The following is a 12,549-nucleotide window of genomic DNA, read 5'->3' as shown; positions in this document are numbered from 1 at the left end:
CAATGCGTAGAAAAATATATGTAGGAACATTTTTTTTGTTGGTCTGTATCCTAATTGGCGGGATGTATTATGCGCTGCCATATTATGTTTCAAAACCAGGTATGGCCAAAGAGTTGGAGCAAGTCATTACGGTTGATAACGGATATAAAGAAGAAGGAAGCTTTATGCTGACAACGGTTAGAATGGGAAGGGCTAATATTTATTCATACCTAGAAGCAAAAATACGGAAATATGAAGAGATTTATCCATTGGATATGATTTTGTCCGACAAAGAAACAGAAGATGAGTACAATGCTAGGCAGCTTCAGATGATGGCGGGTTCGAAATTAAATGCTATCAATGTTGCCTATCGAAAAGCGGGACTTCCAGTTAACTATAAATATAAAGGAATCTATGTCGTCCAAGTTGTTCCAGGAATGCCTGCTGAAGGAAAACTCCAGGCTGGAGACCGCATCTTTAAAGTGGATGGACACAGCTTCCCATCCTCGGAAAAGTTTATTGAATATGTAAGTAAAAAACAAGCGGGAGATAAGATCTCTCTAACGTATTTAAGAAATAAAAAAAACAACACAGTAACAGTTAGTCTGCAGCGATTTAAAGAGGACCCGACGAAAATTGGAATCGGGATTTCACTTGTGGATGACAAATTGATTATCGTGAAACCTAAAGTAAAAGTAAAGACAGACGAAATTGGCGGCCCCTCTGCAGGTCTAATGTTTTCTTTAGAAATATATAATCAGTTAACAAGTGAGGATTTAACAAAGGGATACCAAATTGCCGGAACAGGGACCATTGATGAAAAAGGATTAGTAGGACCAATTGGTGGAATCGAACAAAAAATCGTGGCTGCTAATAAAGCAGGTGCTGAAATATTTTTAGCTCCTAACGAAAATGGTTCAAAGACTTCCAATTACCGAGATGCTTTAAAAACTGCCAGGGATATAAAAACAAAAATGAAAATTGTACCTGTTGATACATTCGATGAAGCAGTAAAATATCTTGAAAAATTACCGGATAAAGAAAAAGGATGATGAGACCATCATCCTTTTTCGATCAATATCGGCGGCTGCTTAAATTCTTTATTCATTAATTCTTTTGTTAAATGAGGGGCGACACCTAAGGAATAAATCCTGGCAGCTTTTAAGTCAAGCTGAATCTCTTTCCCCTTATAAGAGGAAAGTTTAGAAACCAGGGGCAAAGAGAAGTCTTTTTTTCGCTTGTTTAAATATTCTTTCCCTTTAGGTGTCATCCCAAGAAGTCTTAAATAAGAGGCTTTATCAGAAGGGCCTGCCATTTGTCCTTTTTTAGTATTGGTTAAGATATGTACACATAATCGTTGAAGTCTCGTCCATGTATACCGTTTGGTTTTGATTTTCTCCATAAATTCATGAAAGCTGCCTGCTATTAGGGCAGCAGCTAATATTCTGTTTTCAAGCCCTTCTTCAACCTCGTAAATCTCCCTTAATTCTTCCGGAGTGGACTGAAGCAAACGGAATTGCAGGTAATTCCAGTAATTTTCCCATTGATGAAAGACCTGGTACTCAATTAGATATTCTGATAACAATTGTTCCGTTGGTGAAGGGACATACTGACCAATAGAATTTTGTCCGCCCTCCTTTGAAAGAATCGCTTTTCGGATGCTTGTTGCACTTGCGATGGTTTCAGAGGCAAAATGCTCATCGTGATAATCAGCGTTTTTCCGGGCTACTGTCATAGGTTTAAGGGAGCTCTTTTGCTTTTTTATTGCTCTTATGTATTCGATTCCTAAGATATTATTGGGCTTTGCTAAATCTAGATAAGAGTTGGAATCTGACAATTGATGATAGGCCAGCGATACTGCTTTTGGATAACTTACTCCTGTATCAATAAATTGATGGATATTTTCTTCCAATTGCTGTTTTTGTTCATCAATAAAATCAATGGTCTTCAAGAAAGAGGAAAGATCCCCGCTCTCACTCCCAAAACAAACGGCATCACATCCTGCTGTATCTAAAATGGATACAGCACCATTGGCAAAGATTTCAGCTTTTTGTACGGCAAACATGTAAGGGAGTTCAAAGACAATATCCACTCCGTTAAGTAATGCCATTTTTGTTCGGTACCATTTTGAAACAAGCGCGGGTTCACCTCTTTGCAAAAAATTACCGCTCATAACGGCAATCACAACTTCGGCGTTTGCCGCTTCCTTTGAGGCATTTAAATGGAAGGCATGCCCATTATGAAAAGGATTATACTCCACAATTAAACCAACAGCGTTCATATTATTCTCCTTAAAATAATTCGACTCCTAGTTAAGAGTTTTTATTTTTTTAACATTATAGCAAAATTTTAAGGAAACCAATCAAATATTATGATAAGATGTTGTAGATGTTTGTAAAGGACACATCTGGATACACTAGTAGTGGAAATCTTTTTACCGTCAATTAATTTTTTAAGAAAAAATCACCTTACTAGGTGTAAAGAAAAAACATTGACAAAAATATTATCGAAGGCTATAATTACCTTTGTTGCCTTGGGGTGATTCAATTGAAATGGACATTAAATCAATTACAAAAATATCGAAACAAGGATTTTACCATTGATGAGATGATTCGTGTGGACGAGATCAAACAAACTGATCCTACCATTCGTGAAGTTTCTCCGATGCATATTACCGGTCGGGGAGATATCGATTCAACAAAAGTGACATTTCATATAAAAATTGAAGGTCATTTAATTCTTCCTTGTTCTCGTACTTTAGTGGATGTAAGACTTCCAATTAATGTCGACACAACTGAAACTTTCCTCTTACAAGGATCAGTCTATGAAACTGAAGAGGAGACATATCAAGTAAAAGGTGACGTAATTGACCTTATGCCAATCATAAGGGAAATTCTTTTACTTGAGGTTCCAATGCAAGTGTTTTGTGATGATGTCGAGTCTGATGAAGCAGCTCCGCAATCCGGTAAGGACTGGGAAGTTATTTCTGAAGAAGAACAATCAAAAAAGATTGATCCGCGACTAGCAGGACTTGCAAAGTTTTTTGACGAAAACAAATCTTCTTCCGAATCATAATCGGCAAAATCTAAGAAGCAAAGTGAAGAACCAGCATTCCTGGCCTTCATTACTTTCTTAATACTCTTTAAGGAGGTGGGAAGAATGGCTGTACCTTTTAGAAGAACTTCTAAAACTGCAAAAAGAAAACGTCGTACTCATTTTAAATTAAACGTACCTGGTATGGTAAGTTGCCCAAACTGTGGTGAAATGAAACTTGCACACCGCGTATGTAAAGCTTGCGGAACATACAAAGGAAAAGACGTTGTTAACGACTAATTTCCGTTAGGATAAAAAGCACAAGGAGCTATATGCCCTTGTGCTTTTGTCGTTTATCATCATATCTATACATACATCCATTATTGAAAAGCATAAACCAAATGCAAAGGGGGCTGTTGGTTTTGTCATACTCCATTGAAAAATCAAAGAAGGGTTATATGATATTTACGATTACAAGAAGTGAAAAAAGGAATGCAATTAATTACGAAGTGATGGAAGGACTGGCCGAAGCGATAAAAAGAACGGCAGAGCCGGATATAAAGGCACTTATGATAACTGGAACGGGAGATCATGCCTTTTGTTCGGGGGGAGATTTATCTGTTTTTCATGCACTCCACACAAAAGAGGAAGCGCAAGTTATGCTCTCTAAAATGGCCCATATCCTATATGAGCTTCTCGCTTTACCGATACCTACTATAGCTCTTTTAAACGGAATCGCCATTGGCGGTGGTTGCGAAATTGCGGCGGCCTGTGATTTTCGTTTGGCACGGAAAGGGATTAAAGCGGGGTTCGTTCAAGGGAAACAAGCCATCACAACAGGCTGGGGAGGGGGTTCTATCTTAGCGGAAAAAATGTCTGCCCCTAGCGCCATGAAGCTTTTGATGGAAGCAGAGCTGCAAACAGCGGAACAATTGAAAGAAGCTGGATTTATTGACGCCCTTTATGATGGCTCCCCGCTTCAAGCAGGTGAAGGATTTATTGAAAAAATGCTAGGTAATGATTTAAGTGTTTTACAATCCTATAAAAGAGTATGGATTCGTAAATGGGAAGAAGCCAAACTTCGAGAAAGAATAGAGGAAGAAGTCCGACATTGTGCCCTACTCTGGGAAAGTGATGCCCATATTCAATATGTAAAGAAGTTTATGAGTAAAAAAACAGTGAATAAAGATTAAAAGACAACTTCTGATTAAGTCTATCTTTTCTAGTAGATGCATATGTATTATAAAAACACTAGGAGGGATGAACAAATGTCACCAACTCGACAAGATGCATGGTCCCAAGATGAGGATTTGTTACTTGCTGAAGTGGTTTTAAGGCATATCCGTGAAGGCGGAACACAACTGCAGGCATTTGAGGAAGTTGGCAAACAATTAACACGCACTTCTGCAGCATGTGGGTTCCGTTGGAATTCATATGTAAGAAAGCAATATAAATCAGGTATAGAACTGGCCAAGAAACAGCGCAAAGAACTAAAGAAACAAGATGCCTCTATTGAGGAAATCAATCAAAATGATCCAGTTTCTGTAGAAAATATACAGTCTTCTTCTAACCATGAGCAAGGAAGCAAGGTCACATTTCCGGCGGTCATCCACTTTTTAGAGGGACTTCAAAAGCAGGCAGAAGCCTCTTCTGGTTTTGAAGAAGAGAAGAAAAGATCGACTGAAAAAATCAAAGAGTTAGAAAAAAAGACTTACTATTTAGCTGCTGAAAATGAAAGATTGTCAAAAAATCTCAAAGCCATTGAGGAGGATTACCGTTCTTTAATTGAGATCATGGAAAGAGCGCGGAAAATGGTTGTCCTGCAGGATGAGGACCGCCAGCAAAAAGTAAAGTTCCAGATGGACAAAAACGGCAACCTTGAAAGAGTGGAAAAATAGAAAAAGCGGACTTTACGTCCGCTTTTTAATATTTTATTACATATTTATTTTTGATGATTCTGCGCCTCTACGCCCTCTGGATACCAAACAAGAGGATTTTCGCCGCGGTCACGTTCCATTTCATACTCTACATTGGCAAACCCTAATTTTTCAAAAAAACCGCTAGATTGTACTCTTGGATTTGTCTTAATAGGCACACCGAAGCTTTTAGCAAAATCAACTAGTGCTTTACCAAATCCTTTTCCTTGATAGTCAGGTAAAACTTCAAGCTTCCACAACTCTAGATAATTTTGTGGTGGAAAGAAATAACGGTCAAATTTAGCATCAATCTGGTATAAGCTCATTCTTGCTACTAATTTGTCCCCGAAATAGACTCCGTAAAAAGGTGATTCACTATTATTATCTATCATATTGGCTTCTAAATCTTCAAGCATAGATAATTCCTGAAGTCCGTATTCTTTAAATTTTTTAAACTCTTCCAGTGTTTTAAAATTTATTTTTAGTTTTTCCACTTTGTACACCATGGTTTGCCTCCTAAATGTAGATTTCTTGTTCTTGTATATATCTATATGCTCTTGAATAACATGAAGAGAAATAATATTTGCATTATTCAAAATCAGTTACTATCATTATAGTACAAATAGCCAAAAAATTCTTCACATAAGTTTCGAAAGCGGTTACAAAATTTGCAGGAAATTTCTTTAATGATGTAGAAAAACTTAAAGAAGGCGCTAAAAGGGGTATGAAAGGGGAAGAAAAGTGCAAAAAATTTTAATTGCCAATCGAGGAGAAATTGCCCTTAGGATTATTAATACTTGTCAAATGATGGGGATTGAAACCATTGCTATTTATTCCGAGGCCGATAAGGAAATGCCTTTTGTAAAAGCAGCAACTAAGGCGATATGTGTGGGGGAACCTCATGTCAGCAAATCTTATTTAAGAATTGACAAGATCTTGGAAATCGCAAAGGGCGAAAAGGTGGATGCGATTCACCCTGGATACGGATTTTTATCGGAAAATGCTGCTTTTGCTGAACAGACCAGAAATGCTGGAATCATTTTTATTGGGCCTGAGCCTAAAACAATTGAATTGATGGGGGATAAAATTGCTGCACGCCAAACAATGGAGAAGGCTGGCGTCCCAGTTGTACCGGGAAGCAGCAATGGATTAAAGACCATTGAGGAAGCATTCAGGTTAGCGAAAACCATTGGTTACCCAATTATGCTTAAGGCAAGTGGGGGCGGGGGTGGAATCGGCATGATTCTTTGTGAGAATGAGCAAGCGCTCGTTAAGTCATATGAATCCACAAAGAAAAGGGCGTTGACTTATTTTGGTTCTGATGAAGTATTTATCGAAAAATATATTCCAGATAGCAGACATATTGAAGTTCAGGTTTTTGGAGACCACTTTGGCAATATTGTCCACTTGTTTGAAAGGGATTGTTCCATACAAAGACGACACCAAAAGGTTGTTGAAGAATCACCATCACCATTTTTATCTGATAACGTACGGCAGAAAATGTTTGAAACAGCGATTAAAGCGGCACGTGCTGTCCAGTATACAAACGCGGGAACGATTGAATTTATTGTTGATCGACAAGAGAACTTTTATTTCCTTGAAATGAACACACGCCTGCAGGTAGAGCACCCGGTAACCGAAATGATTACGGGGCTTGATTTGGTAAAGTGGCAAATCCTTGTTGCCCGCGGAGAAAAGCTGCCTTTACATCAGTCTGAAATTAGTTCGAAAGGTAATGCTATTGAGTTTCGACTGTATGCGGAAGATCCTGTCCGCTTTTTACCTTCACCAGGAAAAATTACCACTCTTAAATGGAATATGGAAGAAGGGGCCAGGATTGATTACGGCTATGTTGAAGGCGGGACTGTAACTCCTTTTTATGACCCGTTGATTGCCAAATGCATTTTTTACGGTTCATCACGACATACAGCAATAACATCAGCCAAACGCTTCTTTAAAGATGTAAACATCGAGGGCATAAAAACAAATGTGCCACTATTTTTAAATATTTTAGAAACTGACTCATTCCAAACGGGAGACTATTCAACCAATTTTTTAAATAAAAATGATGTGAAATAAGGGGAGAATTCATATGAAAGAAATTACAGCATCAATGGCAGGTACTATCCTAAATGTTTTTGTTTCAGCTGGGGCCCAAGTAAATCCAGGTCAGGAAGTAGTCATGTTAGAATCAATGAAAATGGAAATCCCTATCGAGAGCGGAACAGAGGGAGTTGTCCGGGAAGTAAAGGTGAGCATTGGGGATTTTGTAAATGAAGGAGATGTATTGCTGGTCCTAGAATAGCATTTTTTAGAAAACGGGGGATTACGATGGCAACCATAAATACGTTAGTTGATCAATTAAACGACAATCGTAGAATAATCGAAGCCGGCGGCCAGCCTAAGTATCATGAAAAGGCTAAGGAACAAAATAAACTATTTGTGCGTGAACGATTATCGTTATTATTTGATGATGGTAAGTATGAAGAGGACGGAAAATTTGCTAACTTTAAAGCCGTTGACCTTCCTGCTGATGGTGTTGTAACAGCTATTGGTAAAATTAATGGCCAGACAGTGTGTGTGATGGCGAATGACTCAACGATTAAAGCAGGTTCGTGGGGAGCGCGCACGGTTGAGAAAATAATCCGAATTCAAGAAACAGCAGAAAAATTAAAAGTGCCGTTATTTTATTTAGTTGATTCAGCTGGGGCGAGAATTACAGACCAAGTAGAGATGTTTCCAAATCGACGCGGCGCAGGAAAAATCTTTTATAATCAAGTAAAGCTATCTGGTATGATTCCACAGGTATGTATTTTATTTGGCCCCTCTGCCGCTGGAGGGGCTTACATCCCGGCATTTTGTGACATTGTCATTATGGTCGACCAAAATGCATCAATGTATTTAGGCTCCCCAAGGATGGCTGAAAAGGTCATTGGGGAAAAAGTAACGCTGGAGGAAATGGGCGGGGCCCGGATGCATTGTACAATTTCGGGTTGTGGGGATGTGCTCGCTTATAGTGAGGAAGAAGCCATTGAATCAGCCAAAAAATATATCAGCTTTTTTCCTTCAAGCTTCAAAGAAGTGCCTAAACGGACTGCTGGTGTCCAAGCAAAAGAAGGCCGAGAATTAGAAGCGATTATTCCGGAAAACCAAAATGCGCCGTTTGACATGGTGGAATGTATAGAACGATTAGTTGACAATGGGAGTTTTTATGAAATTAAGAAGCTATTCGCACCAGAGATTATCACCGGATTAGCTCGAATCGATGGGAGAGCGGTGGGCATTATCGCTAATCAGCCGAAGGTTAAAGGCGGCGTGTTATTTGTTGATTCAGCAGATAAAGCTGCAAAATTCATTCAGCTTTGCGATGCTTTCCATATTCCCTTATTGTTTTTAGCAGATGTCCCGGGCTTTATGATTGGCACAAAAGTGGAACGGGCGGGGATTATCCGCCATGGCGCCAAATTAATTGCGGCAATGAGTTCGGCCACTGTACCAAAGATTTCCGTTATTGTTAGAAAGGCTTATGGTGCAGGACTTTATGCAATGGCAGGTCCCGCCTTTGAACCTGACTGCTGTATTGCCCTGCCGACTGCCCAAATCGCGGTTATGGGTCCTGAAGCAGCCGTAAATGCCGTCTACTCTAATAAAATCAATGAAATCGCCGATCCAAAAGAAAAAATTGCTTTTGTACAAGAAAAGCATAAAGAGTATAAAGAGCATATTGACATATATAAGTTAGCTTCAGAGTTAATAGTGGATGAAATCGTTGCTCCTTCCGAACTAAGAGATGTTCTAATTCAGCGATTTGCTTACTATGAAACTAAAGAGGTTACCTTTAGTGTCAGAAAGCATCCTGTCTATCCAGTATAATGATTGAACCTTTTCGACTTATGCTCGAAAAGGTTTTTTTGTATCTACTAACAAATGGCATCATCTGATAAAATATTAGCAAGCATATCAATCACATTGCTATTTTTTAAAAAAAGAGGGGTACACTTCCATGAGGGTTGGTATTATTGGTGCGGGATCGATTGGGTTGTTATTTGCTGCTTACCTTAGCCGTCTTTTTGACGTAACTGTTTATACAAGGTCACAGGAACAAGCAGCTGAAATTAATCAACATAATGTCTTATTGCAGAGCGGGACAGAAGAGACTATTGCGAAAGTTAAAGCGTTACCAATAGCGGACTGGCAGGGATCAGAGGCTTTAACTATTATCGCTGTAAAGCAATACCAGCTATTTTCAATTATTGAGAGGTTATCTCAGTTACCATCAATGCCAGAAAACATACTATTTTTACAAAATGGGATGGGACATTTAAAACTGTTAGACGATATTAATACGAACAATTTGTTTGTCGGTTCTGTAGAGCATGGAGCACTTAAAAAGAATCCATACACGGTGAGGCACAACGGTATAGGGACCACTAACGTTGCTGTCTATAAAGGTGACCCAGGGTTCCTAAAGATGTTTGCCTCAGAAGTTTCCAATGTGTTTCCAATCACCTATCAAGAAGAGTATTTTGCCATGATGGAAAAAAAGTTAATTGCAAACGCTATGATCAATCCATTAACAGCGATACTTCAAGTGAATAATGGGGCACTAATTGATAATCCATTTTATTATAAAGTCTTACAAAATCTCTTTAGTGAAATTACTTCCATTTTAAACCTGGAGCACCCGGAAGAATACTGGGAGCATGTGATTATGATTTGTAAAAAAACACGAGATAATCGTTCTTCCATGTTAAAAGATATTGAGGCTAAACGGCTGACAGAGGTAGATGCCATTTTAGGGTATTTACTAGAAGAAGCCAACAAACAAGGAAAGAAATTTCCTCAACTAGAAACAATTTATTATCTAATTAAAGGAATAGAGAGTCAAGGAGTGGTCATATAATGAGCACAATTTTTTCGTCTGTTCTAACTGTTTTCTTTGCGATCCCGATAATAGGGACAATTCTAGTCTTTACCGTAATAAAGCTAACCTTAAAAACTACAAAAAAAGCGCTCCATATGGCTCTTGATTATACAACTATTTTTTATATTGTTTCTGTTCATTTTTTAATTGTCACTCTTTGGGATAAATCGTTTTTTTGGTTAATAATACTAGTAATGCTTGTGATTGCGATGGTGTTTGTTTTCGTTCACTGGAAGGTTAAGGAGGAAATTATCGTTAAACGAGTATGGAAAGGGTTTTGGCGTTTTAATTTTATATTATTTTTTTTCACCTATTTTGTCCTTACCTTTTATGGTTTAGTGTCTCGAGCCATCACCTTTAGTTTTTCATCCTAAATTAGAGCAAAAGTTTTCTTTATATGGGGTGGATAATGGTATACTCTTCTAAGAATGAATCACGGTAACAGAAAGGAAGTACACGAATGGAGATTTTAAATCTCTCTTTGCCGGCAACTAATCGGTTTGCATCGAATTATTTGGAACAATCTGTTGAGGTACAGCCTTTTTTTCATTATCGGTATAATGACTCTCAAGAAGATATGAAAAGAATAGCTGAGTTAAACAATAGACCGTTTCCCCGCATCGAGGTTGCTCGGCATATTGAGAGCTTTATGGAGAGTTTTCCCACTTCAGAAGCTGTAAAGAAATCAATTGATAAACTTAAACTAGCTGATAGTCTTGTCGTAATTGGTGGTCAACAAGCAGGGATCCTTACAGGACCACTTTATTCCATACATAAGGTCATTTCTATTATAAAGCTGGCAGAACAAAAAGAAAGGCAGCTTGGTGTTCCGGTTATCCCTGTTTTTTGGATTGCAGGAGAAGACCATGATTTCCAAGAAGTCAATCATGTATTTGTCCAGAATAAGCAGAGTGTAGATAAATGGGTATATCCTGAAAAGGTGCATCAAAAGAAAATGGTATCTGATATTGTACTGGATAAAGGTATTTGTCACTCTTGGGTTCAGAATTTAATAAAGAATTTTGGTGAAACCGAATATACCAACGGACTGTTAGCGTTAGCTGAAGAGCAAATAGCAAAGTCGACCACCTTTGTTGATTTTTTTGCGAACCTTATTATGGAACTGTTTAAGGATTATGGGCTTCTCATCGTTGACTCTGGTAACAAAGAATTCCGTCAGTTACAAAAGGAATTTTTTAAACAGCAGATTGAACATCACGACAGGATTACCCATTCTTTATTAGAGCAGCAAAAACAAATAGAAAAGAAGGGTTTTCCAAAGATAATCGATACATCAGAGAATGCAGCCAATCTCTTCTATTATGATCAGCGATTAAATGAAAGACTATTATTGGAGTTTGAACGTGAAAACGATTGCTTTGTGGGTAAAAGTGGAGCGATTTCTTTTTCAAAAGAGGAATTAATTTCAATAGCCAATGAAAATCCGGCTGTTTTAAGCAATAATGTGGTAACACGTCCCTTAATGCAAGAATGGCTTTTCCCAACGATAGCCTTTATTGCAGGACCTGGGGAAATTGCTTATTGGGCGGAGCTAAAACTTGTCTTTGAGCAGTTTGATATAAAAATGCCGCCAATTGTACCGCGATTAAATATAACCTTCTTAGATCGTTCGGTAGAAACTGATCTTTCTGAATTGAACTTAGATTTAGCCGAAGTGTTAAGTAATGGTACAAAGCAGGATAAAGGAAGATTTTTAGAAGCTATAAAAGACCAGGAGCTCGAACAGTTATTTACTAATACCATTAATCTTCTGCTGGAACAGTACAATTTAATTAAAGTAAAAACAGAACAGCTAGATCGCGGGCTTTTACCAATGCTTAAGAAAAATGAAAATTATTTATTAAAAGAAATTGGTTTTATGAAATCGAAACTTGAAGAAACCGTTAAGTTACAACACGATATCGTTTTAAAAAAATATGCACGTGTTGATCTTGCCTTGCGTCCAGATGGTTCCCCGCAAGAGCGGATTTGGAATATCTTTTATTATTTAAACCAATATGGTCAAAACTTTATAAATGATATTATGACTGGCAGCTATGAATTTGATGGCAGGCATAAAGTAATAAAACTATAGATAAAACTCCACCTTTAGCAGTGGAGTTTTTCTTTTTTTTTCTAAAAAATCACTGCTAAAAAAGGATTTTTTAGAAAGTGGGGCGAATAGTTAAAAAATAGGTGGAGGAAAGTGGGGGAATGTGGTACATTTTTTATAGAAAGTGGGGGTATCGGGTATGTTCATGGGTGAGTACCATCACAGCATTGATAGTAAAGGCCGTTTAATTGTGCCCTCCAAATTCCGTGAAGAACTTGGCGACATGTTTATTATCACGCGAGGATTGGATCAATGTTTGTTTGGTTACCCAGTATCTGAGTGGGCCCTGATAGAAGAAAAATTAAAAGGTCTGCCGCTGACTAAAAAAGATGCCCGTGCTTTTACTAGATTCTTCTTTTCCGGAGCAACAGAAAGCGAACTGGATAAACAAGGAAGAATTAATATCCCAACACCACTATTGCAGTATGCTAAATTAGAGAAAGAATGTGTTATTTTAGGTGTTTCCAATCGAATTGAAATTTGGAGCAAGCAGATTTGGGAGGATTATTTCTCACAATCTGAGGAATCTTTTGCTGAAATAGCAGAAAATATGATTGGCTTTGATATATAATGGGAAAAGTTAT

At 38.0% G+C, this 12,549-nt stretch carries 14 protein-coding genes; 12 read left to right on the top strand and 2 right to left on the bottom strand.

The genetic code is table 11. The annotated features are described in order from the left end of the window. Window positions 1-2: 2 nt before the first annotated feature. Complete coding sequence (locus tag COD92_RS24615) at window positions 3-1,031, top strand: SepM family pheromone-processing serine protease (RefSeq protein WP_098996592.1); 1,029 nt, start codon at window positions 3-5, stop codon at window positions 1,029-1,031. An 8-nt stretch (window positions 1,032-1,039) separates the two neighbouring features. On the opposite strand, the gene COD92_RS24610 is transcribed toward COD92_RS24615, so the two are convergent. Then, the gene (locus COD92_RS24610; RefSeq protein ID WP_098527010.1) at window positions 1,040-2,260 is read right to left on the bottom strand and encodes a nucleotidyltransferase; all 1,221 of its coding nucleotides are present in this window, start codon (window positions 2,258-2,260) and stop codon (window positions 1,040-1,042) included. Window positions 2,261-2,526: 266 nt separating this feature from the next. Here COD92_RS24610 and COD92_RS24605 point away from each other — a divergent pair, with 266 nt between their 5' ends. From COD92_RS24605 to COD92_RS24590, 4 genes are all read left to right on the top strand, one after another. Further along, entirely contained in the window at window positions 2,527-3,054 is a 528-nt protein-coding gene (locus tag COD92_RS24605; RefSeq protein ID WP_098527011.1) for a YceD family protein, read from the top strand. 84 nt (window positions 3,055-3,138) lie between these two features. Beyond that, a complete protein-coding gene (rpmF, locus tag COD92_RS24600) occupies window positions 3,139-3,312 on the top strand; it encodes a 50S ribosomal protein L32 (RefSeq protein WP_024029176.1) in 174 nt (57 codons plus the stop codon). 122 nt (window positions 3,313-3,434) lie between these two features. Beyond that, window positions 3,435-4,205: an enoyl-CoA hydratase/isomerase family protein gene (locus tag COD92_RS24595; protein WP_255286470.1), complete on the top strand. Its 771-nt coding sequence runs from the start codon at window positions 3,435-3,437 to the stop codon at window positions 4,203-4,205. A 75-nt stretch (window positions 4,206-4,280) separates the two neighbouring features. Next, a complete protein-coding gene (locus tag COD92_RS24590) occupies window positions 4,281-4,910 on the top strand; it encodes an RsfA family transcriptional regulator (RefSeq protein WP_098527012.1) in 630 nt (209 codons plus the stop codon). Window positions 4,911-4,954: 44 nt separating this feature from the next. Here COD92_RS24590 and COD92_RS24585 read toward each other — a convergent pair whose 3' ends face one another. Continuing rightward, on the bottom strand, window positions 4,955-5,434 hold the full coding sequence (locus COD92_RS24585; protein WP_098527013.1) for an N-acetyltransferase: 480 nt from the start codon (window positions 5,432-5,434) through the stop codon (window positions 4,955-4,957). 235 nt (window positions 5,435-5,669) lie between these two features. Here COD92_RS24585 and COD92_RS24580 point away from each other — a divergent pair, with 235 nt between their 5' ends. The 7 genes from COD92_RS24580 to mraZ all read left to right on the top strand — a co-directional run bounded on the left by COD92_RS24580 (window position 5,670) and on the right by mraZ (window position 12,536). Beyond that, window positions 5,670-7,007 carry an acetyl-CoA carboxylase biotin carboxylase subunit gene (locus COD92_RS24580; protein ID WP_098527014.1) on the top strand — a complete coding sequence of 446 codons (1,338 nt, stop codon included), beginning with the start codon at window positions 5,670-5,672 and terminating at the stop codon, window positions 7,005-7,007. Window positions 7,008-7,020: 13 nt separating this feature from the next. Beyond that, window positions 7,021-7,233, top strand: a complete 213-nt coding sequence (locus tag COD92_RS24575) for an acetyl-CoA carboxylase biotin carboxyl carrier protein subunit (RefSeq protein ID WP_098527015.1) — start codon at window positions 7,021-7,023, stop codon at window positions 7,231-7,233. Between the two features lie 26 nt (window positions 7,234-7,259). Further along, window positions 7,260-8,801, top strand: coding sequence for an acyl-CoA carboxylase subunit beta (locus COD92_RS24570; protein WP_098527016.1), 1,542 nt, complete (start codon window positions 7,260-7,262; stop codon window positions 8,799-8,801). 130 nt (window positions 8,802-8,931) lie between these two features. Continuing rightward, window positions 8,932-9,831, top strand: a complete 900-nt coding sequence (locus tag COD92_RS24565) for a 2-dehydropantoate 2-reductase (RefSeq protein WP_098527017.1) — start codon at window positions 8,932-8,934, stop codon at window positions 9,829-9,831. Further along, window positions 9,831-10,226: a DUF3397 domain-containing protein gene (locus COD92_RS24560; RefSeq protein ID WP_098527018.1), complete on the top strand. Its 396-nt coding sequence runs from the start codon at window positions 9,831-9,833 to the stop codon at window positions 10,224-10,226. Before COD92_RS24565 ends, COD92_RS24560 begins: the two co-directional genes overlap by 1 nt. 86 nt (window positions 10,227-10,312) lie before the next feature. Next, window positions 10,313-11,947, top strand: coding sequence for a bacillithiol biosynthesis cysteine-adding enzyme BshC (gene bshC, locus COD92_RS24555; RefSeq protein ID WP_098527019.1), 1,635 nt, complete (start codon window positions 10,313-10,315; stop codon window positions 11,945-11,947). Window positions 11,948-12,104: 157 nt separating this feature from the next. Next, window positions 12,105-12,536 carry a division/cell wall cluster transcriptional repressor MraZ gene (gene mraZ / locus COD92_RS24550; protein ID WP_098527020.1) on the top strand — a complete coding sequence of 144 codons (432 nt, stop codon included), beginning with the start codon at window positions 12,105-12,107 and terminating at the stop codon, window positions 12,534-12,536. The last annotated feature ends 13 nt before the right edge of the window (window positions 12,537-12,549 follow it).

Source organism: Bacillus sp. AFS037270, from assembly GCF_002585305.1.
The sequence above is the reverse complement of the archived record's forward strand: the minus strand, read 5'-3'. Positions and strand labels throughout refer to the sequence as shown.

What these genes read in the sequence shown, in the direction of transcription:
- COD92_RS24615 (WP_098996592.1), top strand. Translation starts at nt 3, where the DNA reads ATGCGTAGAAAAATATATGTAGGAACATTTTTTTTGTTGGTCTGTATC.
- COD92_RS24610 (WP_098527010.1), bottom strand. Translation starts at nt 2,260, where the DNA reads ATGAACGCTGTTGGTTTAATTGTGGAGTATAATCCTTTTCATAATGGG.
- rpmF (WP_024029176.1), top strand. Translation starts at nt 3,139, where the DNA reads ATGGCTGTACCTTTTAGAAGAACTTCTAAAACTGCAAAAAGAAAACGT.
- COD92_RS24590 (WP_098527012.1), top strand. Translation starts at nt 4,281, where the DNA reads ATGTCACCAACTCGACAAGATGCATGGTCCCAAGATGAGGATTTGTTA.
- COD92_RS24585 (WP_098527013.1), bottom strand. Translation starts at nt 5,434, where the DNA reads ATGGTGTACAAAGTGGAAAAACTAAAAATAAATTTTAAAACACTGGAA.
- COD92_RS24575 (WP_098527015.1), top strand. Translation starts at nt 7,021, where the DNA reads ATGAAAGAAATTACAGCATCAATGGCAGGTACTATCCTAAATGTTTTT.
- COD92_RS24570 (WP_098527016.1), top strand. Translation starts at nt 7,260, where the DNA reads ATGGCAACCATAAATACGTTAGTTGATCAATTAAACGACAATCGTAGA.
- COD92_RS24565 (WP_098527017.1), top strand. Translation starts at nt 8,932, where the DNA reads ATGAGGGTTGGTATTATTGGTGCGGGATCGATTGGGTTGTTATTTGCT.
- COD92_RS24560 (WP_098527018.1), top strand. Translation starts at nt 9,831, where the DNA reads ATGAGCACAATTTTTTCGTCTGTTCTAACTGTTTTCTTTGCGATCCCG.
- bshC (WP_098527019.1), top strand. Translation starts at nt 10,313, where the DNA reads ATGGAGATTTTAAATCTCTCTTTGCCGGCAACTAATCGGTTTGCATCG.
- mraZ (WP_098527020.1), top strand. Translation starts at nt 12,105, where the DNA reads ATGTTCATGGGTGAGTACCATCACAGCATTGATAGTAAAGGCCGTTTA.